A 25,139-nucleotide genomic window follows, 5' to 3' on the forward strand; every position below is an offset into this window, starting at 1 on the left:
TTATTTAATCATATTAACTCTTAACCGCTCCCAAAGTCATACCCTTAACAAAGTACTTTTGCAGGAATGGGTATACCAGTACGATAGGCAATGTTGCCACCATCGTCGCTGCCATCCGGATAGTATCACTTGAAACCGCATTCCGCTTAGCCGAGTTAGCTAGCATTTGCGATTGCGATACCATACCTCCGGTCTGGAATTGGCTTAATATTTTCACGAGTACGGCTTGCAAGGTCTTTAAGTCAGAACTATAGGTAAACGCATAGGAGTCAAACCACGAATTCCAATGTGAGATTGCCTGAAAAAGTCCTACAGTCGCAAGCACGGGTGTGGTCAACGGTAGAACAATCCGGAAGAAAATCATCAGGTCATTCGCCCCGTCTACCTTCGCCGACTCCTCGATCTCACCAGGCAGTCCCTCCATAAAAGTACGGACAATAATCATATAGAAGACATTCATCAGCCCTGGCAAAATAAATACGGAAAACGTGTCAATCATATTCAGCGCTTTAAGCACCATGTAATAAGGAATCAGTCCGCCTCCAAAATACATTGTGAAGACAAAATATAGATTCCATCCTTTACGTCCCATCAAATTCCGGCGGCTTAGCGGATAAGCAAGCATCGTAATGACAAGGACAGATAGCGGCGCGCCAATTACGGTACGTTTGACAGTAACCCATAAGCCATTCAAAATCTCGCTATCTTTTAAGATTTGACTGTAGCTATCAAAGGTGAGGACTCTGGGCCATAAATAGACGCCACCACGTACGGTATCCTCAGCAGCATTTAATGAAAGAACGAGAATATTCCAAAAAGGGAGAAAGGTAACTAGCAACACAAGTATAAGAATGAAATAAACTATAAATTTAAAAATATGATCCCCGTATCTATTCGAAATCATCACAAGCGCTCCTCTCTTTTTCGGGTTTAGAACAACGCTTGGTCGTTCACTTTTCTAGAAATTCGATTCACAATTACAACAAGTATGAAGGCAATCACGGATTTAAATACCCCAACGGCCGCCCCGTAGGAGAACATGCTGTTTTGTAGCCCGTATTTATATGCATAAATATCGATAACCTCTGAATACTCAAGCACGGTATTATTTTGCAGCAGGTATTGTTGTTCAAAGCCCGCATTCAAAATGCCTCCGACGGCAAGAATCCCTAAAATAACAATGGTTGGACGCAAGGCTGGCAACGTAATATGCCACATTTGCCGGAAGCGACTGGCTCCATCCACTCTAGCTGCTTCGTAGAGCTCTGGATTAATAGCGGAAATTGCAGCAAGATACATAATGGCGCTGAAGCCCATTTCCTTCCACATATTGGACAAAGCGATAATCCACCAGAATAGTGGTCCATTTTGTAGAAAAGCAACCGGTTCCTGAACAATGCCCAACGTCACCAGTAAATTGTTAAACATCCCATCGGAAGCCAGCAGTGTAATCACGATGTTTGCAGCGATAACCCATGAGATAAAATGCGGCAGATAAGAAACCGTCTGTACAAATCTTTTGAAAAATCCCTGTCTAGCTTCATTCAGTACAAGTGCGAGGATGATCGGTGCTGGAAATCCGAATAACAAGGTCAGCAAGCTTGTAGCGAGCGTATTGCGCATTACACGGTAGAAGTCTCCGGTAGTAAAGAAATACTCAAACCACTTAAAGCCTACAAACTCTGCATGGAAAAATTGTTGAAAAAATGTTCCTCCGCCCGGCTGATAATTCGTAAACGCCATATACATCCCAAACATAGGACCATAAGAAAATAGCAATGTCGCAATTAAGGCAGGCAGCATCAGCAAAAATAACCATTTCTGCTCTTTTAATCTGTACCACAGATTATTGCCTCTGACTGTTTTGATAGCGCTTGCTTTATGCATCAAATACCCTCCCTTTTTATTTAGTGCAGCATGTCGAGCCACATCTCGATTCAACTTCTCTCCTATTCATCTTAAGTCCGCAACAGGTGGCTTTCTATACTTCAATCCTCCGAATGATAGCGCTTTTTAAAGGAGTTTCGGCAGATTCGAGCATTGGATTTCGATATTCAGTCTGCTATGATGAACATGGCAAACAGCGAATTTACAGTAAAGAAGGGACTTCTTCTATGCGCCATATATATAGGAAATATATTTATATGCCTTTTATCGATTTGAGCTTTCGCTCCAAGCTGTTCAGCGTATTTGTGCTAGTGACCATTGTTCCGATGATGCTTTTCGCCTACCTTTCCTACGAATTAACAAAATCAAAATTAACGGATCAGATTTACAGCAATATGATGAATTCAACAGCTCAGATTAATAAAAATTTGGAAAACAAGCTGGACAGCTATGAACATATTTCAGCTTCCATCTACCTGGATAACAGACTTGCCAGCTACCTCACGAGTGAATACCAGGATGATCCTTCTTATCTGGATGTCTATCAATACATAGGCAACCGCATGGACACGATAATGACTGCCTATCCTGATTTTGATAGCGTTTTCATTTATTCGGACAATGAATCACTGCCCAAAGATGATTACTATATCAAGCCGGTGACAGCTGAGGTTAAAGAGACCGAGCTGTTCAAGCAGCTTCAGCAGTCACATGGGAATATCATTCATCTATCCTCACCGCAGACCGAAGATAGTCCGGCCATGTTTACCTTAGCAAGATTTTTGAACAATAACCGCAATCAATATCCCTACGGTATTCTGGTCTTCAGAATCTCCGAATCGGTCATCTATTCTTTAATGGAGGAAGAAGCGGGCGGGAAAGATATTTTTATTATTAATGACAAAGGGCTTATTCTCTCAGCAGCAGACAAGCACTTATTAAATACGAGCCTGCCGGAATTGCTTGATCAGAAATTCGATGAGTCACCATCGGGCAGATTTGATACAACTTACAAAGGGGTAAAGGCATTCGCGGTCTACAACACGCTCAAAAATGGATGGAAAACTGTATCTATCTTCCCCTATGACAGCATCATTCAGGACGCTAAATCACTCTCAGATCTGATTATCAAAATCTCACTGGGCTTTATTGGTGTGGCCCTCCTGCTGATTTACATTACGGCGTCGCTGTTCAGCAAGCGTATCCGTACTTTAATCCGGATGATCCGCCGCCTGGAACGGGGCGATTTCAATCATAGTACAGAAGAACATTTGGGGAATGATGAGATTGGCCAGCTGCATTTTGCCTTCAAGCAAATGACCACCCGGCTCAAAAGTCTCATTACCGAGGTGTATCAGAAGGAGCTGCAGAGTAAGGAGGCCGAGCTTGACCTGCTGCAAGCGCAAATCAACCCTCATTTTCTGTACAACACGCTGGGCTCCATCTCGTCGCTTGCCCTAAAACATCAAGATACGCGTATACAAGATTTGGTGCTTCATCTAGCCAAGTTTTATCGAATCTCCTTGAATAAAGGGAAAAGTATATTGACCATCCACGAGGAATTAAAGCTGACCCAGAGCTACAACGCCATTCAGCTAATCCGCTTTAAAGGCCAACTGAACATTACCTACACAGTAGATGAAGCGATCCTGCCCTACTCTACTGTCAAGCTTGCCTTACAGCCTTTTGTGGAGAATGCAGTGCTGCATGCCGTGTGGAGCCAAGAAAGTCCGCTGAACATTCATATCAAAGGTGTCATGGAAGCAAACGATATTATCTTGTCGGTAATCGATGATGGCATGGGGATGAGCCGCGAGACCCTCAGCTCTTTGCTTGAGGATAAGCCTGGACGAGGGTACGGAATCACTAACGTTGATCGCCGCATCAAACTAAAATATGGTGAGCACTACGGCGTTAAAGTGTTTAGCAGACTAGGAATAGGCACCACCGTGCAGATTCGTTTACCGCAAAAAGAGGTGTAGGAGCGGTGACGAGGGGATTCTCCATTGCGAGAATCCTTTGGCTTGCTTCTCCTTGGATTTGATGGGATCGATGGGATCGATGGGATCGTTGGGATCGTTCGGCACTATTTGCTCCCTCCTCATTCGTATCGGACCGAGGAGACCTTATTTCGATGATTCGGGGCATTTTGCTCGACTATCGGACTCAGATGCAGCTATTTACTCGTTTGTACACTAATTCTGGACAATTTTATAGCAATAAGAGCTATACAGTCCGAAATCTTTGTAAAATGCCTCAAATACCCGAAATAGCTGCAATACGGTCCGATGTGTTCTACTTCGCGCGGGATTCTACTTTGCTGGGGTGTGTTCGACTTTTGCGCGGAATTCTACTTTGCTGGGGAATGTTCGACTTTTGCGCGGAATTCTACTTTGCTGGGGTGTGTTCTACTTATACTCCTTCCTCTTACGCATCGGACCGAGGAGACCTTATTTCGATGAGTCGGGGCATTTTGCTCGGCTATCGGACTCAGATGCAGCTATTGACTCATTTGCACAGTAATTCTGGACATTTTTATAGCAATAAGAGCTATACAGTCCGAAATCTTTGTAAAATGACTCAAATATCCAAAATAGCTGCAATACAGTCCGATGTGTTCTACTTCGCGCGGGATTCTACTTTGCTGGGGTGTGCTAGACTTTTGTGCGGGATTCTACTTTGCCAGAGTGTCTTAGTGTGTTCCAACTTATACTCCTTCCTCTTACGCATCGGACCGAGGAGACCTTATTTCGATGAGTCGGGGCATTTAGCTCGACTATCGGACTCAGATGCAGCTATTGACTCTTTTGCACACTAATTCTGGACCATTTTATAGCAATAAGAGCTATACAGTCCGAAATCTTTGTAAAAAGACTCAAATATCCGAAATAGCTGCAATACGGTCCGATGTGTTCTACTTTGCGCGAGAGATTCTACTTTGCTGGGGTGTGCTAGACTTTTGTGCGGGATTCTACTTTGCCAGAGTGTCTTAGTGTGTTCCAACTTATACTCCTTCCTCCTACGCATCGGACCGAGGAGACCTTATTTCGATGATTCAGGGCATTTTGCTCGGCTATCGAACTCAGATGCAGCTATTGACTCATTTACATACTAATTCTGGACAATTTTATAGCAATAAGAGCTATACAGTCCGAAGTCTTAGTAAAATGACTCATATATCCGAAATAGCTGCAATACGGTCCGATGTGTTCTAACTATGATCTATTTTGTCGGGGTGTGTTCTACTTTTGCGCGAGATTCTAATTTGCTGAGACCGGAGTGTGTTCGACTTTTGCACGGGATTCTACTTTGCTGGGGTGTGCTCGACTTTTGCACGGGATTCTACTTCGCTGGAGTAAGGTCCGATAGATAGTAAAGTGCGGTACTAATAACTGCCGAACAGTAATGTACCTAATAATAATGTAGTACCTATTAGTAAAGTTCGATAAAGTAGCTAATTTCATCAAGTGATCTATCAAAAAAAGCGACTCTCCGGTTAATGGAGAGTCGCTTTTTTGTAGTGATTTCAGCTTACTTCAAAATCAAATTATAGATCACTTGAGCTGCTTCTGCGCGCGAAGTGATTCCTTTTGGTGCAAACCGTTCATGACTTTGACCTTGAATCAGTCCTAGATTGGCCGCTTCATTAACAGAAGCAGTGGCCCAAGCAGACACCTGATTCATGTCGGTGAACGCTGCGGCAGTTGCGCCGTTTGTTGTTGCGCCGTTAGTTGTTGCACCGTTGGTTGTTTCACCATTGGTTGTTTCACCATTGGTTGTTGCGCCGTTGGTTGTTGCACCATTGGCTGTTACGCCGTTGTTCAGCTCGTAAGCCTTCATTAGCATCACCGTGATTTCTTCACGGGTGATTTGTGCTCCCGGCTCAAACTTGGACGCACTTCTACCACTCACGATTCCCGCCTTGTAAGCGATTGAGATAGGCTCCGCATACCAGGCAGATGGAGCAACATCAGCAAAGCTTTCTTTTCCTGTCGCGGTCAGTCCAAGGGCATGAACAAGCATCGAAGTGAACTCGGCACGTGTAACTGCCCGGCTTGGTTCAAACTTTTCTTTGCTTGTGCCCTGCACATATAGCTTGGACGACAGCTCTTGGATTACTGGGTTAGCCCAGTGATTGGCCGGCACATCGACAAAGATGCGGTTCAACTCCAGCACAGCATATTTGCTGAAGTGGCTGACCTCAGCTTTTAATACACCGTTAGCATAATCAGCTTGAATATATTCCAGCCTGCCATTGTCCGCGATATAATAAACACCGCCTCGTTTAGCATTGAAGCCTTCTGCCACTGGCATGATGAGTGTTATCGGCTTATCAAATGTAGCGAGTGTGTCTGTAATGCCTGACTTGGTGGTAATAGAAAGACTAAATTCATAGATGTCTCCCTTTAGTACAACAGCCGCATTAGTAGAACTAGCCACTGTAGCAACTAACTCATCGGCCTTGCTGCTGAGGTTCACCATCTTCAGGGCAATCGTGCTATCTTCCCGCTGTCCCTCTGGCAGCTTGTTTTGTAGCTGGTGAATTAGCTCCGCTGGTACCTGCAAGGAGAGCTTACCCGCATTCAAAACTAGGGTGTGGTTCGCCAACTGTCGGACTATAGCAGAGGATAACTGAACTTGTTGGATGTCCCCTTTAATCTCAACCACTACCTGACCAGAAGCACTGTCCACTTTCAGCATATCTGGCGTTAGAATCAAGGTTCCAATAGCATTCTCCAAGCCCGAAGTACTGTCAGAGATACCGCCATTGTTTCCTGGATTCCCAGGATTACTCGGTTCTCCCGGATTTCCTGGATTCCCAGGATTACTAGGCTCTCCTGGATTGCTCGGTTCTCCCGGATTGCTCGGTTCTCCCGGACTGCTCGGTTCTCCTGGATTGCTAGGCTCTCCTGTAGAGTCCTCTTTGACCGTGATTTCTGCCGATGCTTTGAACCCACCGTCTACCGTTTCCACAGTAATGGTGGCCTTTCCAGCTTCTACAGCGGTTACTGTTCCGTAGACTACGGTAGCTACAGAGGTATCGCTCGAAGTCCAGAGGACTGCTTTATCCGTCGCATCTTCCGGCGATACCGTAGCCGTCAACTTGCCGGTTTCACCTGCGGTCAACGAAAGCTCTGTCTTATCCAGTGTTATACCGGTTACTTTCTTAGGTGCAGCCGTCAATTTTACCAATATCGACTCTGTCGGCTGCAAGGACAATTTCATAGTTCCTGTGACAGAGGAAACTTCTCCTGTCCAGAGATCTAGCGTAGTATAAGTCTCTGCAGCATCCAGTCCAGCGCGGCCAAGATCAACTTGCTTATCTGCCGAAGCAGATGCACTGTAATTGAATACGGCCAGATAATAATCATTGCCATCCTTCATAACAAAAGTATCAGCGGCATTAGCGTTTGTATTTCCTTCAAGTGGTTTGAACACTTTTCCTTTTAAAGCTAAATCGAGAACATCCTTGTTGTTGAACAAAGCGGTCATGTACTCCTGTGCTTTTGAGTCGTTAACATTGTCAGAGCCAAGCAGTACTGTTCCAGCGATAACGCCAGAGTTCATACGGCTACGCGCTTCAGTCAAGCTGGTAGCACGGGCCAATGCCAAATGATCAGGATCGGTGTAGGTGTAGATCGTGCCATTTTGCCAAAAGCCATAGGTTAATGAGTTCAGCATATATTCGGTTTCATTGATCTTGCCGTATGTGTCGCAGGAAATTCGTCGGCTATGCGCATATTGGCTCGGGAAAATAGGCGCAATTGATGCGCTAATGAACATTTTTCCATCCAGACGTTCTTTCACATAACGCATTCCTTCATTATAAGCTTGGATTCCTGTCGTTATAGTTGGATCGAAATGTTGCCCCTCAAGCGAACCATGCGTTAAAAAATCTAATTTGATGAAGGTGAAGCCCAGACCTTTAAATTTGTCCAAAAAATAGTTCATGCGCAATTGGGCACCAGGATGTGTTACATCCAAAGGAAAAGCCCCGTCCAGAGTTGGCAGCGGTTGACCCGCGGCATCCTTAAGGACAATATCGCCGTAAGTATATTTATTGTCAGTTCCCTCTACAATCTGGTTCATATTGTTGCCCCAGTATACAAACGGTGCCCAATAAATACCCGCATGCTGGCCATTGCCTTTAATTACCGATACGGCGTCAGCCAGCTGCTTATCATTCAGATTATCCCAATAAGAATCCATGTTAATAAATACATTGCCGTTATTATTGAAATTTTGCAGATTCTCTTTATAGTAATTGGAGACATCCACTACATCCTGATAGGAAAGCGTACCCTCGTAAGCTCCCCAGCTATTAAAACCAACCGGTACGCCTTGTGGCAGCTCGGGGTTTAGCTCAAGTGCAGGTGTAATGATCGCATTAGCTTTACCATACTCCTCAAGCCCTGTACGGTAATCACTGAATGCCCCTACCATGATCATAGGTGAGGACAAGTCTGTTCCACTTAAGCTGCCATGAGGCTGGGTATCGCGGGTGACATCACTAGCTGCACCGCCATATACGACCAGCTCATTTAGCCGATTGGCGGAACCTTTCCAGTCGATGCCTGTCTTCCAGGTATCATGAGTTACAGAGCCAAGCACAAGGCCGCTGCGTGTCGAGTTGTTAAACACAGTAGTCACCTCATAGCTGGTATCTGCACGGTTCATAGATTGAGATTTATAACGAATCCAAGCATCGTTGTCAAAAGGAACTGTAAGCACACGATTATCCGCACTAGCTCCGATATCCACACCACCTGTACGTTTTACGGTAATAGGTGACATATAGTTGGTCTTGACTGCTGTATCGCTGGCCGCATCCAGACGGGTCAGAAAATACTTTTGGTCGTCATAAAACTTGTAGACCTGCTTTAACGTCGGTTTTCCTGTGGAAGTGTGGACAAAAGTTAGCTCCACGCCTTTGCCGAAACCATCCTGAATGTCTACCGGAGCACCAACAATTGTATGACTCTCATAGCTTGTAGTCTCAACGAGCGTATCGCCGATTTTGATACTGCTATAGATCCCATGCAGCTTCTGTCCGTCAGCCCAGTTATAGCTTGCATATCCAGACTTGGTATTATAGGACACTTCATATTGGCCATTTGATACAAGCAGTCCGTAAGTATATTCGGTAACTGTGATAGCTCCGTAGTTCTTCGAAGCGCCCGGTGTTCCTAAATCACCGTCTTCCTCCACTGGGGGATTAGGATCCACACCCATGGCTGGCTCAACTATAATTCGGTCCAGATCTGGCGCATACCAGTTGCCATCTGTAAATTTGATTGTATTCTCGCCTTCGTTCAGTGGCAGTGTAAGTTCATTCATTCCAACCGTATCCCAGTCCGGTGTCTTGGGCAGCTCATAATACTGTTCTGCACCACCATTCGCACTAACGTAGAAGCTGCGTGGGTCACCTGAAATGTAGGCGACTGTGATTCGGTAATCACCAGTCATAGGGGCTGTAATCTTGTTGAAGGTTATGGAACTGCCGCTATTCAAGTACCCTACCTTCTGGCCACCCGAAGCATTCGGGCTTTCGGAAACTTGGGCCTCACCTGTCAAAACATTGAGCGGAGATTCTGCTTCATAGCTGAGGGTATAAGGAATAATTTCTATCCGGTCGAAATCTGGAGAATACCAATCATGATCTGAGAAGGTGATAGTATTCAAACCCTCTACCAAAGAGGCCTCCACATCATAGGTTCCCACGGTGCTCCAGCTTGCCGTCTTTGGCAGGTCGATCATTTCATCCATTCCATCGTTAACCTGCATATAGACAGGACGTTGATCGCCGGAAATATAGGAGATGCGGATTAAATACGTTCCCGCTGCTGGTACTGCAACATTTGTAAACTGTAAGGAACTGTTTTTGTTCAGATCCGTTACGATTTTACCGCCAGAGCCCACACTGCTGTCCGCCACTTTGGCGTTGCCTGTAAGCATATTCTCAGTAGCCTCGGCTTCCATGATCACACCATGCAGCTTCTCCTTCCAGTCACCTCCGGGTCCTTCACCTGGATCGCTGTCGTCTAGTCCACGGATTACGATCTTATCGATGTCTGGAGAATACCAGTTGTTGTCATCGATCAAGATGTTATTAGCACCCGCGTTCAGCGGAAGCGTCACATCATAAGTGCCTACCGTATCCCAGTCCACAGTCTTGGACGGTTCTTCAAATTGCTTGTCACCGCCATTGGCACTGATATTAAACGGGCGCGAATCGCCAGAAATATAATACACTGTAATTTTATAATTCCCCGGCTCGTTTACGGTCACATTATTGAACAACAAGGAGCTGCCTTGATACATGCCGCCAATTTTTTTCCCTCCGGAAGCCGCTGGGTGGTCAGAAATTGACGCATTACCCGTCAGAATATTCCCATCCGCTTCAGCTTCATAGCTATTTGTATCCTCGGCGTAAACCTTGCCGGCAAACTGACCACCGCTGCCTAACACTAAGCTGATCATAAGAAAGAACAAGAACCCTCTTTTCATTACACGTCCAAACATTTAATCCCTCCATTTAACTTTCTGATATAAGAAAAGCCTTCCGGTTGCAATTCATCAGTTGTTCCTTTTTCCAAATAACGTCTTCAGAACTCCTCTCCTTGTTGTAAGTAACGTCATGTAAGGAATGTACGGCCCGTACCGATTACTCTCTCAAGAATGCTGTATCCAACTATTGCCGTCTGGATTTCTTGAAAGCGCTATCGCAATTAGATTTGTAAAAAAGCTTCCTTTAATCGCAATAATGAATCAAGCCCCTCACATGTGCTGAGTTGTAATACATGCTTATTGTAAAAAGCAAAGGGGCATCTTTCCATATCGCAAGTTTACAATTCATAGAGGAAAGCGACTTTTCTTTCTATTCAGTAAGCAGAAGTGCGGAAGGTTAAATATTTTTCCTATACTCGTTAGGTGTGACCCCAAGGTTCTTCAGAAATAGAGAAATAAAATAAGACGTGCTTTCGTACCCCACTCTCTGGGCAATATCTTGAATCTTCAGTGACCCGTCTGCGAGCAGCTCCTTAGCCTTATCAAGCCGAATACGGGTTAAATAATCGTGGATCGTGATGCCTGTTTTATCCTTAAAAATAGATCTTAAGTAGTTCGGTGACAGATAAACCTGATCAGACAGACTATTAATCGTAATCGGCTGATCGTAATTTTGTTCAATCACGGTGCGAACCTTGTGGACCAGCTTTGTATTTTTATCCATAAGTCGCTCACCTAGCATGCTCACGGCATCACCCGCAGTGCCCAGGATTAAATCCTCGATCTCATGTAAAGTCAGCGCATTATAGATGGAATGATAGAGCTCCGCCCGCTTAAAGCCCTCGGGAACCGACTGATGCAGCTGCTCTAGCAGTTCATCAACAAGATCAATCGCCCAATTACAGATGATTTTTTTCTTGATTCTCAGCGTGGCCAATCCCACGAAATATTGATGCAGCTTTTGTGCGGCCTGCTCGAAGTCCAGCTGATTGATAGCTTCAAACCACTCTTTTCTCTCAAAAGGTGGCATATGTTCACTGTCGAACTGATTCGAAATAGCCGCGGCATGAATAATTAAGCCCGTGCCTTTATAAAAACGTTCATTTAAAATCACACGCGTCTGCTTATACAGATTATGGACCAGCGCTAATTCTGCTGCCTGCGCCCCGACTGCTGCCGTCACCGTAAAATCCAGTGCACTACGAATAGCCACTGCTAAATCCTCCCAAGTATAATAGCCAGGCTGTTGAGTCGCTTCCATAAACACACCTGTCTCGCCATCCTTGTAAGGAACAAAAACAACCTCTATATTTTTCGCCTTAAAAAAGTGATCCAGATAAGAGATCAGCCTACTCATACACTCTTCCAGACTCTGCTGCTCACCCTCCGCCTCCTTGGGATCGATGCTAAACAGTGCCATGGTATAACGATTACTCTCTGGGAGACGGGTCAGCCTATTGAAGTTATTTGCCAGCTCTGCGGCTTGCTCCGCATTTTTTTCAAAAGAAAGCTCCTTAAGAATTTTTGTTTTAGCAGCCTCCATAGAACGTTGTTTCATCTGAACCTCTTCGCAGCGTGCTTTAACCTTTTCGATAACGCTTTCAATTTCAGTCAAATCTAGCGGCTTCAGTAAATATCCGGCAGCTCCTACATTAAGGGCTGATTTAACATAGTGGAATTCATCATGTCCGGTGAGGAACATAATTTGCATCTGGTCATAACATTCATGTATTTTTTTAGCCAACTCAATTCCATTCATTATCGGCATCTGAACATCTGTAAGAATAATATCCGGTTGAAAAGCCTCTATTTTCTCCAAAGCTTCTCTACCATTGCTCGCTGTTCCAACGACATAGATGCCCATCTCTTCCCAGCGGATATAATCTCTCATCATCTCAAGACCCATTTCTTCATCATCTACCAGAAAAATACTATACACCTGAGGTTTCCTCCTTCTTGTTGTCTGTATTTGCTCCTATTATATTCTTTTCCCCTTAGGCGATCATCGACCAAATTAATGTAAGTCATTTTCAGGCATGAATCGTTACTTTGTAAGATCTAATCCCAACGTGCTTGTAAAAAGGCTATCGGGTCCTAAGCAGACCAGATAGCTCTTCGATACCTACTCATCATTATTCGGACGCATAATGAAAACGGAGGCTCATCGCCCCCGCCGAATTATTATAACAGCTCCAATTGGCTGTTGAAATAGTAGCTTCCTCCTGTTTCTGCTTGGAAGGTATTTCTCTGATCTCCCCATCGAAGGGTCACCGTTCCCGGTGAGTAGGTGCGAAGCGTAGCTTCCGTCAACTGCCCCTTCTCCCAAACTATGTCTACCTCTACCTTTCCTTTGGCTCGTAATCCAGACACCGATCCTGTATTCCAGGCTTGCGGGAGCGCTGGCAACAGATGAATTTCATCCGCGTGGCTTTGCAGCAGCATCTCTGCAATGGTAGCCGTCCCGCCAAAGTTGCCATCCACGACAAAGATATTGCACTCTGCCCCACCAATCCCTGATTTGGAGAAACTGAACAGATTATCAAAGCACAGTCCGCTAATCAAATGAGAGATATGCTTATACGCCTTCTCCCCGTCATATAGTCTGGCAAAACTAAGGCCGAATAAGGCGGCGGTGAACTCTACATCCTCCAGTTCTTCCTGAGCCATCCGGTTCTCCAGCGTTACCCTTGCTGCCGCACTTAACTCCGGTGTTCTGTCCGGTGTAATCTGGTTGCTTGGATACAAAGCGAACAAATGAGCCAAGTGTCGATGCTCAGGTTGCGCTTCTTCATAATCTTCAAGCCACTCCTGCAGCTGACCTCTTTTGCCAATCTGTAGCGGGGGTAACTTAGCAATAGCTTCCTTTAGCTTCAGCTGAAGCTCCACATCTGTATCGAGCAACACCGCAGACTTCAGGCAGAACTCGAAAAGATCCTGTACGAGCACTTGATCCATGGTAGAGCCCATAGACAGCTGCTGTGCACCCTCGCTGCTATCTGCGGGATAGAAGCTGTTCTCTGGCGAGTTCGAAGGACCCGTCACCAGCCAGCCATATTTCGGATGAATCGTCATATAGTCGAGGAAGAATTCTGCGGCTTCTTTTAGAACAGGATATGCCTGGCGCTCTAGAAATACACGATCCTGACTATATTCATAATGCTCCATCAGATGGGTTGCAATCCATAATCCGCCTGTGACATTGAGCCCCCATGAGGTTTCCCAGCCCGGAGCTGTAAAACCCCAGACGTTAGAGAATACATGCGCCACCCATCCTTTGCTGCCATATAAATCGCGTGCAGTTGATCTTCCCGCCTGAGATAAATCTTCAATATATCGCATCAATGGAAGGTGGCTGTCCCCAAGGTTCACGACTTCTGTCGGATAATAATTCATCTGTGTATTAATATCGAGATGATAGTCGCAGCTCCAGCCCATACGACAAGCCTCACCGTCATTCCAGATTCCCTGCAAGTGCAGTGGAAGAGGTGAATCTTCCCGTGATCCGGCAATGGTCAGGTAGCGGCCATACTGGAGGAACAATGCGAACAAATGAGGGTCCTCCACCTGATCCTGTGCCAGCAACCTAATCCGCTGATCGGTAGGCAGACTTTCTTTCCCGGAGCTTCCCAATTGAATATCCACCTTTTCATATTCCTGACGGTAATCTTGAATATGATCTTCTTTTAACTGTGCATAACCTTTGGTTAAAGCCTGCCGTAGGTTGCTGTAGCTCTCCGTCTCCCAATCCTGGTTGCTCCGGCGATAATCGGTACTGACCCCAAAATAAATCCGGGCCTCATTAGCTCCGGAAACTCTTAATCGGCCATCCCCCCTGTAGATCGTACCGCCGGATAGACTTACTTTGAGCTGCCCTTTTGCCCATACCCCGCATTTACCATTACTATGCACCTTTTCTGTAGCTTGCCCCTTGAATTCAATGGTGTCGCCATCCACAACCTCAGTCGTAAACGATTCTGTCCCACCTTCGATGGCAAGCGTAAAGGATACACCTCCAGGCTTATCGCTCCAAATTCTTGAAACTAACAGATCATCGGCATGTGAAGCGAAGACCTCTCGATGGATGGTTGTTTCGCCGCTCTCATAGACCGCCCCAGCCACTGCACTTGTCAATTCCAGCTCCCGCCGAAACACACCGCCTGATTTAACATCCGCATCCTGGGCAAAATCAATAACAACCTCGCATAATCCCAGGTTCGTACCGAAATTTTGTTTTTTAGGCTGTAAATACTGTTTGGCTAAACGATCACCGCTGTCATAATCGCCGGCAAAAAAGTGACTTCGCGCCTCTTCAAGCGCAGTTCTACCTCCGGCAGGAGCAGGGTCGGGATCCTTTTGCCCAGACCAATAGGTCACCTCGCTCATGCTCCAAACCTCACGATGCGGCGCCGCCATTATAACAGCACCTATTCTTCCGTTGCCCAATGGCAAACCTTGCAACCAGCTTGTTGCAGGGGTTGAATACCACAATTTAAAATCGCTCATTAGATCGTCTCCTGTCTGTAATAGACCTCAAAGTGTTGTTAATTAATTCGCTTATTTCTTTATTAGCATTGTCTATTTATCGCATTTATCGTAACATTGTCGGTATTAATAGTCTTTGTTGACTCGTTCATTCATTTGACAATTTATCCGTTATCCCAAACATTTAACTACAGGCCAGAATTAAGAAATGCTGCTAGAAAAGGGGTATAGTATGAACAAACTATCTGAAATCACACCGTATGTTGGAGCAATCATGCCTTATCTGTACGACGGCAGCAGCAATGAGCATCTGCGCGTCGGCAATGCCTACGCTTTTCATCTGTTTACCGATGGCCCCGGTGAGATGGAAATCGACGGAATTCGTTATCCGATTGAGCGTAGAACACTGGTGTTTCTCCGTCCCGGCCAGCCACATGCCTTTCATATTTCCCCTTCTCATCCACTCTCGTCCTACAATGTCTATTTTGATTTGTGGGACAAGCAGTCGCCTATGTCTACTAATCTTTCTTTTATCCATGCGCCTGAACCCTTAAGGCTTGAGAAAAAGGCCACCGAAGCCCCCTGTGCCGAGCTGAACGAATTGCCTTGCGTCTTCCCGCTAGCTAAATATCCACAGCTATACGATAGTCTTGTGATGATTGCCAAAATATACAATGAAGCGATATTCTACCGGAATGAAGCGGTCCATAGCTTGTTATACGGTTGGATATTAAGCTGGTATAATGCCCTCCATCAGCATCAGCCAAGCGATTATCGGATTGTCCGCCTGTTGGAGTATTTGAACACTCATCCCGAACGTGGTAAATCTATCGAAGACTGGGCACATCTCTGCGGACTCAAGCGAACCTATTTTCATGAGCTGTTTCTGCGAGAAACCGGGATGACGCCGCGCGCTTATCATCATAATCTCGTTATGCGACGGGCGGCAGGTCTGCTTCTGGAGAGCGAGCTAAGTGTTACTGCCATTGCTGAGAAATTAGGCTATCCTTCGATCCATCCCTTTTCCAGACATTTCAGTGCCTGTTACGGCATAAATCCCACACAATACCGCCTTAATCCGCTAAGCCGAATACAAATATAGGTTATAAAAAAAATACGCGCTATCCGCAAGAAGCAGAGGGCGCGTATTCCTTTTTATTTTGCTGTCAATTTGAAGATTTTAGATTCTGCGGGTTCAAGCGTAACTTCCAGCTCTCCTGAGGTTTCCCCTTCTACACCTTCCCATAGGTCCAGCAGCTGGTAAGCACCTTGAGCATTCAGCCCTGCACGTTCTAATGAGATAGATCTAGGAGCGGATTTCACGGCATCGTAATTGAAGACGGCTATATAAAAAGCATTTTCTTCTGCAGATTCGAGCACAAAAGTATCACAGGATTGCTTGCCGAGGTCCCCTTCTATCGGTCTGAAGGTTTTGCCAAGACGAGCAACATCCATAATGTCCTTATTGCTCAGCCAAGCTTTGGCCCGGGCGGCGGCTTCCTCTTTTCGGAAGTCATCCCCTAGCAGCAGCACCGTTCCCGCGATCACCGAAGCGGTTAGCCGGCTGCGACCTTCATGCCAGCCCGTGGCTTCCTGGTTATGGCTCTTGTACAGTACGGAATGGTCAGGATCATTGTAACGGTACAATGAATCGCTCATCCACCAGCCATGGGTTAAAGAGTTGAGCATGTATTCTGTATCCTGCAGCGTGCCAAAAACATCACAAGAGACACGCCGGCTATGTGCAAATGCATAAGGGAACAACGGTGCGATGGACAGATTAATAAAGAACGGTCGACCAATTACCTCTAGAGACAGCTTGTTCTGCAAGTAGGACATACCGTAGTGATACGCCGCAATGCCCGTCGTAATCTCCGGATTGTGATGCTGCCCTTCCAGTGCGCCATGTGCTAAGAAATCCAGCTTGATATACTCGAATCCTTCCGAGATGAATTTATTTGTATACCAATCCATTCTTTGCAGGTTCCCCGGATGTGTGGGGTCAATGGCTAGCCCTCCATCAACATCCGGCAGAATCTCTCCTTCGCTGTCCCGAAGCAGGATATCGCCATAGGTGTATTTACCGTTCGTACCCTCCACGACATCTCCGAACTGAGAAGGACTTCCCCAGAAAGCGAAAGGGGTCCAGTAGGTTCCCGGTCTATGACCATTCTTCCGCACTAGCTCAAGTGCATTTTTCATCTCTTCTGCTGTGAAATTATCCCAAAAAGCGTCAAAGTTGATGTACAGCGTATCCTCATTCTGGAATCCTAACGGCTGCACTTCTTTTTTCAAAAACTCACTGGTCGACGTATACAAATCATAATCGAGTTCAGCCATTGCTGCAGACCAGCTATTCCAGCCAACAGGAACGCCACCCTCCCAAGCCAGCGGAGCTTCAATCCATGTATTGGCCCGGCCGTAAGCTTCAAGACCTTCTCTGTAATCGTCATAAAAACCTACGAATACGAGCGGTGACTCCACTCTTTTGCCTTTTACATAACCGTGCGGCTGAAAGTCGCGGGTTAATTCACTCACAGCCCCACCGTAAAGATCCAGCTCCTCGATCTGGCCGCTTCGCTCGCTTTTGATACGGATACCCGTTTTCCACACCTTATGAGTTATGGAACCCATGATAATCCCTCGCCGGCTATCCGGCGCGAACACTGCTGTTACCTCGTAGCTCTCTGTATCCATAGGTGGCTTCACCACTGTATATCTGACCCATTTATCGTTGTCGTAAGGCACACGCAGGATGCTTGGTTCATCCGGTTGACCTGACTCGCCGCCGAGTGATACCGATTTGCTCTGAATGACCGCCATGCGGTTCGCTTTGATATCCTCATCGCTTGCGATCGCACTTTGCATCAGCACATATGAGGATGACTCATAAATATAAAAATGCTGCTCCAGCTGTGGCAGCAGGGATGTTTCATGCACAATCACTAGATGAACACCTTTGCCAAAACCTTCACGAACAACCTCTTCCTGCAACTTCAGCACGTGGCTCTGATAGTGCTCAGTATTATATTCCCGGCCCTGCCAGCGAAAGGCGCTGCGAATCCCCTTTACATGTGCAGAAGTCCCGCCGACAACGGATGACTCACCTGTTCCGAGATCAATCTCCAGATTCACCAGGCCATTGGTTACACGGATAAGAGACGTTGTGTCTGTATTCACGTTTACGGTTGTATTACTGTCAGTTAGCATAATTTGCCTCCTTGTTGCTGCATTTTGGACCTTGAAGGCGGTAGTCTCAGTAGCTGTATCCCCCAAGTATGACCTCATTATAAAGAGCGGATAAAGCGTTTTCTATACAACGATCTTCCGATCCATACCGCGATCTAACACATCTTACCTAAACACTGCTGGTCCTGAAGATTCATGCAGCAATACAAAAAACAGCAGCAGGACCAAACGTTCAGGTCCTACTGCTGTTCATACGCTTATTAAACGGATTATTGCTGGTCATCAATGATAAGCTTGTAGGATTGTCCCGCGGTTGTAGCGAAGCTTACCCTTCCTTCGGCAGAATGTTCACACTGTAAATCGTGGCTGCCACAGGTTACCTTAAGTAGAGTATCCATGCGGATCACACATTCTGTGCCCAGCAGCGAAGTGATCTGCGCTTCCACTAGCTTGCCGTTGTCCCACTGAATGCTGACTTCAAAGCCACCGCGGGCACGTAAACCTGCAACGCTTCCCTCCTGCCATTCATTTGGCAATGCAGGCAGTAGTTCGAGATAGCCGCGGTGAGATTGCAGCAGCATTTCGGCAATCCCGGCGGAGGCTGCGAAGTTGCCATCAATCTGGAACGGCGGATGCGCGCCGAGCAGATTGGCATAAACTCCGCCGTGATTATACTGCTCCGACTCCCCGTCCTTCACCAGCCGCAGCATGTTGGAGAGCAGACGCAGGGAACGGTTTCCATCCCGGAAGCGGCTCCATAAAGCGACTCTCCAGCCCAGACTCCAGCCTGTGCTTTCATCCCCGCGCCGCTCCAGCGAGGTTCTTGCCGCAGCAAATAGCTCAGGGGTCTCTTCTTCTGACAACTGGCGGCCCGGATAAATACCAACCAGATGCGAGGTATGTCTGTGATACATGTCCTCATCCTCAAAATCAGAGGACCATTCCTGCAGTTGCCCGTACTTGCCAACCTGCAGTGGCAATAGACGCTCACGGGTACTTTTCAGCTCTTCACGCAAAGCTTCATCCGTTCCAAGAATCACAGATGCCTCGATACAGTTCGTGAACAACTCCCAGATCAGCGATATATCCATTGTGGCACCCGGGCTGACCGCAGCCACACCTTCCGCTGTCCGGAATTTATGCTCTGGTGAAGTGGACGGGGAGGTCACAAGATTGCCTTTGCCATCGTCAATTAGCCAATCCAATGCGAACAGAGCCGCCTCTTTCATGACAGGATAAGCCGAAGCCCGCAAGTATTCAGTGTCTCCGCCAAAAGCATAATGTTCCCAAAGATGCTGAGTCAGCCAGATACCCCCCATTGGCCAATAAGCCCAGCTTGGATCTCCATCGCCATAATCACCTACCGGTGCAGTGTGTGCCCAAAGATCCGAGTTATGATGAGCTACCCAGCCCCGGGTGCCATAGTTGGTCCGAGCGGTATCCGCCCCTCTCTTCGCCAGATTGCCGACGAAATCCAAAAGTGGCTCATGACATTCTGCCAGATTGCAAATCTCAGCGGGCCAATAGTTCATTTCTGTATTGATATTCAGTGTATAATTACTGCTCCAAGGCGGACGAGTAGAGGCATTCCATATTCCCTGAAGATTGGCAGCCTGCGTTCCGGGGCGCGAGCTTGCGATCAGCAAATAACGTCCGAAATGGAACAGCAGCTCAACTAGACCCGGATCTTGCGCGGAGTAAGTCGTAATCCGCTGCTCGGTTGACATTCCTTCCGGCGCCAGCGGCTTGCCCAGCCGAAGCTTCACCCGATCGAAAAGTGCCCGGTAATCAGTGATATGGGCTTGAAGCAGGCTGGTGTAAGACTTGCCTTGAGCACTTGCCAAGAAAGAAGCTGCAATGGTGGAGGCATCTTTTCCTTCAATTCCCGGGATTAGGTCATACCCTTTAAAACTTGTAGCCGCACTGAAATAAAAGGTTGCCGCTGTCGCACCCAGCAAATGAATCCCACTGCCATCAACCGTTACTTGGCCGTCATCCGCCGTCACGGAGAGTTGTCCTTCGAAAGCCATTCCCTTGCTGCTGCCTGATTCACCGTATCGGATGGGATTGTCGCTCCCGAAATAGCTTGGATCTACATGCTCCGGTGCCGTTCCCGATAGTACAAAGCTGTCGCCTTGCGAATAAAGGTTGTGCCGGAGCGGACTTTCCAGCGTAGCATGCACATTCAATGCGCCTGGCACACTTGCGGTCAAACGAAGTACAAGCAACTGATCAGGATGAGAAGCGAACATCTCACGGGTATAAGTAACATTGCCAATCTGATATTCAATGCGATGCAGCGCATTTTCCACATCCAGTGTACGCTGATAAGAATGATAGACGTTGCCATGCTCAAAACGAAGCAATAGATCACCAAAAGGTAAATAAGATTGAGTATACGGCCCCATCATTTCTCTAGTCAGCGTGTCCGCCTCAACATAGCGGCCTTCTTGAATCAGCTGTCGCACCTTTGGCAGAACGTTTTTAGCACCGGGATTGTTACCCTCTTTTGGGTATCCTGACCAAAGCGTATCCTCGTTCAGACTAATTTTCTCCTGTTCCACACCACCGAAGATCATACCGCCCAGACGTCCATTCCCAATTGGAAGACCTTCCGTCCATACATATGCTGGCTTGTCATATTGAAGTTTCATACGCGCTCTCCTCACCATCTGTCATTTAATAAATTATCAGCAATTTCAACCTCACTGCAGCATTTAATTCAATCGCATCATCAAGATTCGAAAGACTCGCCTCACCACTGCCTGCCGGAATTCCATTGCACTTAAAGACCAGTCCGCAGGTGCTCTTGGTACTAAGGGCCAACGCATCAATACTCTCAAACTTGGATTAGTGACATCCCGGTTCTCTTCCTCGCTGGCAGTATTCGAGATAAAATAAGGTTTCCGGATGGCCTCGTCCGGATAGAAATGATAGCAGCCCTTCGGCAATCCAGTAGTCCCGGGCCGGGAATTTCAGCGACAGCCTGAATAGCCCGAACCATGGCTGGCTGCGCGTCTAAACCAGAATCCGGCAGTACTCCATAATCCGTCAGGCGGATTACAGTAGGAGTAGTTAAGGCATTATTCTCGGCAGAAGTGATCATCGGCACCGCCTTTCTTTTTTGTAAACGCTTAATATTTGGCAGTATAATATCTCCGCTTTAAATAATCAATTGTGCAGCAGTTTCAGAATACGCAGGCTGGTACCTTTACTCTGTTCGTCCTTCAGCCCCGTAATGCGTACTGTAACCCGCAGTTCTTGACGTTGTTCCTGGATCGGAAACATGGCGATAATAGGCCGAAAGGCAAGCGGACACCATTCATCGAATAAGTTCACAGCTTTATAAGAACTGCCATTAAGCGAATATTCAAAAATCCCGCTGTCCGGTCCGTAGAGCAGCATCAAGCCTGCGCTTTGCCCGGTTACGGTAAAAGAAAACATAGCCTCCTTGCTATGGGTATACAGATGCTCTGTTCCAAAACGCCAGTTCATCAGCGGATCTCCTGCAGACAGTTCGCGAAGTTCGTAACCGTTCACATGATCAGCCGCGCGGAAATCAAGCAAACTGCCATATTCATAATTTTGCACCGCCAAGGGTGGAATATCTAAAGAGCTTTCGCTGCTCAAATTCGTCTTGCCAGGAACAAGCGCTGTCTCCAGATACTCTCGCAAAAAAGAAGCATACAGCGCATGACCGTCATCATTGGGATGATATCCATCCGGTGCCAGCTTAGTCCACTCCATTTGTCCCGCCTCTAGCTGCGCATAGACTCTAGCTGCAAAATTAACAGAGGGAAGCTTATAATGCTCAGCTACTTCTTCATGGACAGCGATATTAAAGGGATTGCTCCCGGAGAGATTCTTCTCTGCTGCCGTATACAAAAAGCAAATATCAGTGCCCGGTGACAACCGTCTGCATTGGCGGACAATGCCCTCCATCCCTCTAATGGATTCTTCCCGGTCACTGCCGTCATTGACGCTAAATTCAACGAATAACAAATCAATTGTGCCCTGCTGCAGGACATGCTCCTGTAATCGATGAGCACCTAAAGTTGAGTTCGTTCCTCCCACTCCTGCGTTGATGAAGCGGAACTCCTGATCCGCAAACCGTTCCTGAAGATACTTACCGGTGAGCGCTCTCCAGCTATATGTGTCTGCTTCGGAAGCACCTGCCCCCTCCGTAATTGAGCCGCCTAAAAAGGCAACGGTCACAGTCCCTTTTTCCGTAAGCCTGCCTTTAATTTGAGGTAGTCCACGGCGCGGAACTACAAATGAATGATTGCAATGTTTCTCGTCTGTCATAACTCAACCTCCATCCATAAAAAACCATATTTCTCCTTGAAATCAAGAAATCAGGTGCGGGGTCTATCATACAGCACCTGATTCTGATTTCAATATTTATTTTTTTGAAGTATCATAAGCCTTTTGTAAAATTTCGAGATAACGGTCAAGCTTCAAGTTCTGCAATCCCTTTACATAAGCGTCCCAGTCCTTGTTCAGATCCTTGTTGCCTGTGATGAATTGCAGCTCATTTTGTTCGATGTAATTTTTCAAATTTGTCTGCAGCAAGCTGGCTTCATCAATCTCACTTGGATCAATCCAGATCGACCAGATAGGGAACAACTCTTTAGGCTCATGACCTTCGTATAGCAGAGTCGCATCATACAATCTACGTTCGTAACCATCAGAAGCAAAGATGTCGGTACCTTGAACGTAAGTATCACGGTATTCTTTAGGCTCATAGAAGTGAGCCATACCACTCCAGCCCGCATTACGTGGTGCTGCGCCTTCTTCACCTGGAATTAATTTGATCATCGGTTTAACATCTTTACCCAACGCCACATCGCCTTCAACCGGATCGGTCCAATCGGTTCCCTTCAGGCCAGCTGCGCCATTCGTTTGGCCTTCTGGTGTGAACATATAATCCACCATCTTGATCAGTGTAATTTGCGCTTCTTCACTTGCTTTGTTTGTGATCACGAATTTTGCACCCGGGACTACGCCGCCTCCATCATGAGTCGCATAAGAAATTCCTGAAGGTCCCGAAATCGGAGGAAGCGGGTTGTAATGTGCTGAGCGGGTATTCCCCGGGTCGATGTTTACGAAGATCGCTGGGTGCATACCTGCACCTGCGCCTAGAATTTCTACATCAGCATTTTCACCGATTTTCTTAAAAGCTTCCGCGTTTTGTGTAAAGGCACCCGGATCAATTAACCCTTCGTCAAACAGGGATTTAATATAGGTCAATCCTTCTTTCCACTCCGGAGTAATGGCAGCAGATTGCACCTTTCCATCCTTCATGTTTAGGTAATTACGATCATCATCATAAACAAATGCGTTCATCAAGAAAGGAACGATCCGTACGCCGAACTCCTCGATGGAACCGCTTAGCGGCACTTCATCCGCTTTGCCGTTGCCGTTCGGGTCTTGCGTTTTAAAGGCTTTCAGTACATTTTTAAATTCCTCAGTGGTCTTCGGCATCTCCAAGTTAAGCTTTTTCATCCACTCAGTATTCAGCCACATTTTGCTAGGATAGGAACAGTGGAAGCATTCTGTATAAGCTACAAGTCCGTAAATGTTGCCATCAGGTGCAGTATTAAACGTTCTTAGGTCAGAGTTCTTTTCCATGGCTGCTTTAATATTAGGAGCATATTTATCAATCAGATCATTTAGCGGAATGAGTACACCTTGCTTGCCGTATTTCAGTAGATCGGCCTGTGAGAATTGATCAATATAGTGAGTAAGCAGGTAGGCATCTGGATAGTCGCCACTCGCCAGTGAGATCTGGCGTTTTTCCTGAGCACCATCCGATGGATTGATCTGCCAGTTGAATTTGAAATTAAATTTCTCTTCTACATGTTTTGTGAATTTATTGGTCGAAAGGTCGATGCCGGATTCCTGAACTGAGAACACGCTGATCTCAACCGGCTTGCCAGACGAACCCGAACCAGAGCCCTGCTGCGTGCTGGATGCGTTACCTGTATTTTTATTTGCACATCCGCTAATTACAACCGTAAATGCCATGACCAGAATTAGTAAAGTTATCAAGCTTTGCTTCTTCAAATATTATCACTCCCTTTTGTAATTTAGCAGGTGATACGATGATACCTTAAGTGTGTACTCCGGGCATACCTCCTTTCCAAAAAAAGAGATTCCTAAGATCAACCCTTGACGGAACCAACAAGCATCCCCTGTACAAAATAACGCTGTACGAAAGGATAGATAACTAGTACCGGCAAGGTGGCAATCACAATTAAGGAATACTTCAGCAGCTCGGAAAGCTGTTGTTTCTCGACCAGTTTCCCCACGTCCATAGCCCCACCAGCGCTGTTGTTCTGAATGATGATGCTTCGCAGGACAAGCTGTAAGGGGAACAAATCTGCTGATTTCAGATAAATCAACGCATCGAAATAGGCATTCCATTGACCTACCGCGTACATAAGCACCAACACTGCGAGAATCGGTTTGGATAACGGGAGTACCACGCTCCAGATGAATCTCATATCACTACAGCCGTCGATTTCACTAGCTTCCAAAAGCTCCTCCGGAATCGAGGATTGAAAGAAGGAGCGGGCAATAATGACCTGCCAGACCCAAATGGCGTTCGGAATCAACAGCGCCCAGCGAGTGTCGATCAGATGCATCTCCTTCACAACCAAATAGGTGGGAATTAGCCCCCCACTGAAGATCATGGTGAAGGTAATGATCATCATCAGTGTATTTCGTCCGAAAAAACCTTTTCGAGACAGTGGATAAGCAATCATAACCGTTAAAGTTATACTAATCAGCGTTCCCGCTGCGGTGTAGAAAATTGAGTTTCCATAACCAGTGATAATCTCAGGCGTATTCAGCAATACTTTAAAACCTTTGAAAGATATATCCACAGGCCAGAGCCAGACACGACCAGAGGTCACGGCTGCCGGACTACTGATTGAGCTGCTGATGATAAAAATAAGCGGATAAAGTACAGCGATTACCACAAGAGTGAGCACAATATAGATTGTGATCAGGAACGCTTTGTCGCCGACGGATTCTTTAATCTTTTTTTGAACTGCTGCTGCCATAGATGA

13 protein-coding genes are annotated in these 25,139 nt (G+C 46.5%); 2 read left to right on the top strand and 11 right to left on the bottom strand.

The window, feature by feature from the left end:
- Positions 1 to 13: 13 nt before the first annotated feature.
- The gene (locus NSQ50_RS22430) at positions 14 to 904 is read right to left on the bottom strand and encodes a carbohydrate ABC transporter permease (protein WP_076099826.1); all 891 of its coding nucleotides are present in this window, start codon (positions 902 to 904) and stop codon (positions 14 to 16) included.
- Positions 905 to 930: 26 nt separating this feature from the next.
- Complete coding sequence (locus NSQ50_RS22435) at positions 931 to 1,887, bottom strand: ABC transporter permease (RefSeq protein ID WP_051491272.1); 957 nt, start codon at positions 1,885 to 1,887, stop codon at positions 931 to 933.
- Between the two features lie 257 nt (positions 1,888 to 2,144).
- On the opposite strand from NSQ50_RS22435, the gene NSQ50_RS22440 reads away from it, so the two are divergent.
- Positions 2,145 to 3,869: a cache domain-containing sensor histidine kinase gene (locus tag NSQ50_RS22440; RefSeq protein ID WP_170914321.1), complete on the top strand. Its 1,725-nt coding sequence runs from the start codon at positions 2,145 to 2,147 to the stop codon at positions 3,867 to 3,869.
- 1,549 nt (positions 3,870 to 5,418) lie between these two features.
- Here NSQ50_RS22440 and NSQ50_RS22445 read toward each other — a convergent pair.
- The 3 genes from NSQ50_RS22445 to NSQ50_RS22455 all read right to left on the bottom strand — a co-directional run bounded on the left by NSQ50_RS22445 (position 5,419) and on the right by NSQ50_RS22455 (position 14,898).
- Positions 5,419 to 10,410 carry an S-layer homology domain-containing protein gene (locus tag NSQ50_RS22445; RefSeq protein WP_076224920.1) on the bottom strand — a complete coding sequence of 1,664 codons (4,992 nt, stop codon included), beginning with the start codon at positions 10,408 to 10,410 and terminating at the stop codon, positions 5,419 to 5,421.
- 382 nt (positions 10,411 to 10,792) lie between these two features.
- Positions 10,793 to 12,334 carry a response regulator gene (locus tag NSQ50_RS22450; protein ID WP_076224921.1) on the bottom strand — a complete coding sequence of 514 codons (1,542 nt, stop codon included), beginning with the start codon at positions 12,332 to 12,334 and terminating at the stop codon, positions 10,793 to 10,795.
- A gap of 242 nt (positions 12,335 to 12,576) precedes the next feature.
- Positions 12,577 to 14,898, bottom strand: a complete 2,322-nt coding sequence (locus tag NSQ50_RS22455; RefSeq protein ID WP_076224922.1) for a glycoside hydrolase family 95 protein — start codon at positions 14,896 to 14,898, stop codon at positions 12,577 to 12,579.
- 211 nt (positions 14,899 to 15,109) lie between these two features.
- Here NSQ50_RS22455 and NSQ50_RS22460 point away from each other — a divergent pair, with 211 nt between their 5' ends.
- Positions 15,110 to 15,979, top strand: coding sequence for a helix-turn-helix transcriptional regulator (locus tag NSQ50_RS22460; RefSeq protein ID WP_076224923.1), 870 nt, complete (start codon positions 15,110 to 15,112; stop codon positions 15,977 to 15,979).
- A 53-nt stretch (positions 15,980 to 16,032) separates the two neighbouring features.
- On the opposite strand, the gene NSQ50_RS22465 is transcribed toward NSQ50_RS22460, so the two are convergent.
- From NSQ50_RS22465 to NSQ50_RS22490, 6 genes are all read right to left on the bottom strand, one after another.
- Positions 16,033 to 18,087, bottom strand: a complete 2,055-nt coding sequence (locus NSQ50_RS22465; protein ID WP_076224924.1) for an alpha-galactosidase — start codon at positions 18,085 to 18,087, stop codon at positions 16,033 to 16,035.
- A 248-nt stretch (positions 18,088 to 18,335) separates the two neighbouring features.
- The gene (locus NSQ50_RS22470) at positions 18,336 to 20,720 is read right to left on the bottom strand and encodes a glycoside hydrolase family 95 protein (RefSeq protein WP_076224925.1); all 2,385 of its coding nucleotides are present in this window, start codon (positions 20,718 to 20,720) and stop codon (positions 18,336 to 18,338) included.
- Positions 20,721 to 20,905: 185 nt separating this feature from the next.
- Positions 20,906 to 21,172 (bottom strand): hypothetical protein, encoded by a 267-nt coding sequence (locus tag NSQ50_RS22475; protein WP_036683261.1) that lies wholly within the window; start codon positions 21,170 to 21,172, stop codon positions 20,906 to 20,908.
- 65 nt (positions 21,173 to 21,237) lie between these two features.
- Complete coding sequence (locus NSQ50_RS22480; RefSeq protein WP_036683262.1) at positions 21,238 to 22,371, bottom strand: SGNH/GDSL hydrolase family protein; 1,134 nt, start codon at positions 22,369 to 22,371, stop codon at positions 21,238 to 21,240.
- 96 nt (positions 22,372 to 22,467) lie between these two features.
- Positions 22,468 to 24,093: an extracellular solute-binding protein gene (locus NSQ50_RS22485; RefSeq protein WP_051491287.1), complete on the bottom strand. Its 1,626-nt coding sequence runs from the start codon at positions 24,091 to 24,093 to the stop codon at positions 22,468 to 22,470.
- 137 nt (positions 24,094 to 24,230) lie between these two features.
- Positions 24,231 to 25,133 (bottom strand): carbohydrate ABC transporter permease, encoded by a 903-nt coding sequence (locus NSQ50_RS22490; protein WP_036683268.1) that lies wholly within the window; start codon positions 25,131 to 25,133, stop codon positions 24,231 to 24,233.
- Positions 25,134 to 25,139 lie beyond the last annotated feature (6 nt).

It is taken from the genome of Paenibacillus sp. FSL R10-2788, assembly GCF_038003885.1.
Taxonomy (GTDB): domain Bacteria; phylum Bacillota; class Bacilli; order Paenibacillales; family Paenibacillaceae; genus Paenibacillus_AQ; species Paenibacillus_AQ odorifer.

Excerpts from the sequence above, each read along its gene's own strand:
- NSQ50_RS22475 (WP_036683261.1), bottom strand. The coding sequence starts at position 21,172 with ATGATCACTTCTGCCGAGAATAATGCCTTAACTACTCCTACTGTAATC.
- NSQ50_RS22465 (WP_076224924.1), bottom strand. The coding sequence starts at position 18,087 with ATGCTAACTGACAGTAATACAACCGTAAACGTGAATACAGACACAACG.
- NSQ50_RS22480 (WP_036683262.1), bottom strand. The coding sequence starts at position 22,371 with ATGACAGACGAGAAACATTGCAATCATTCATTTGTAGTTCCGCGCCGT.
- NSQ50_RS22445 (WP_076224920.1), bottom strand. The coding sequence starts at position 10,410 with ATGTTTGGACGTGTAATGAAAAGAGGGTTCTTGTTCTTTCTTATGATC.
- NSQ50_RS22485 (WP_051491287.1), bottom strand. The coding sequence starts at position 24,093 with ATGGCATTTACGGTTGTAATTAGCGGATGTGCAAATAAAAATACAGGT.
- NSQ50_RS22455 (WP_076224922.1), bottom strand. The coding sequence starts at position 14,898 with ATGAGCGATTTTAAATTGTGGTATTCAACCCCTGCAACAAGCTGGTTG.
- NSQ50_RS22435 (WP_051491272.1), bottom strand. The coding sequence starts at position 1,887 with ATGCATAAAGCAAGCGCTATCAAAACAGTCAGAGGCAATAATCTGTGG.
- NSQ50_RS22430 (WP_076099826.1), bottom strand. The coding sequence starts at position 904 with ATGATTTCGAATAGATACGGGGATCATATTTTTAAATTTATAGTTTAT.
- NSQ50_RS22490 (WP_036683268.1), bottom strand. The coding sequence starts at position 25,133 with ATGGCAGCAGCAGTTCAAAAAAAGATTAAAGAATCCGTCGGCGACAAA.
- NSQ50_RS22460 (WP_076224923.1), top strand. The coding sequence starts at position 15,110 with ATGAACAAACTATCTGAAATCACACCGTATGTTGGAGCAATCATGCCT.
- NSQ50_RS22470 (WP_076224925.1), bottom strand. The coding sequence starts at position 20,720 with ATGAAACTTCAATATGACAAGCCAGCATATGTATGGACGGAAGGTCTT.
- NSQ50_RS22440 (WP_170914321.1), top strand. The coding sequence starts at position 2,145 with ATGCCTTTTATCGATTTGAGCTTTCGCTCCAAGCTGTTCAGCGTATTT.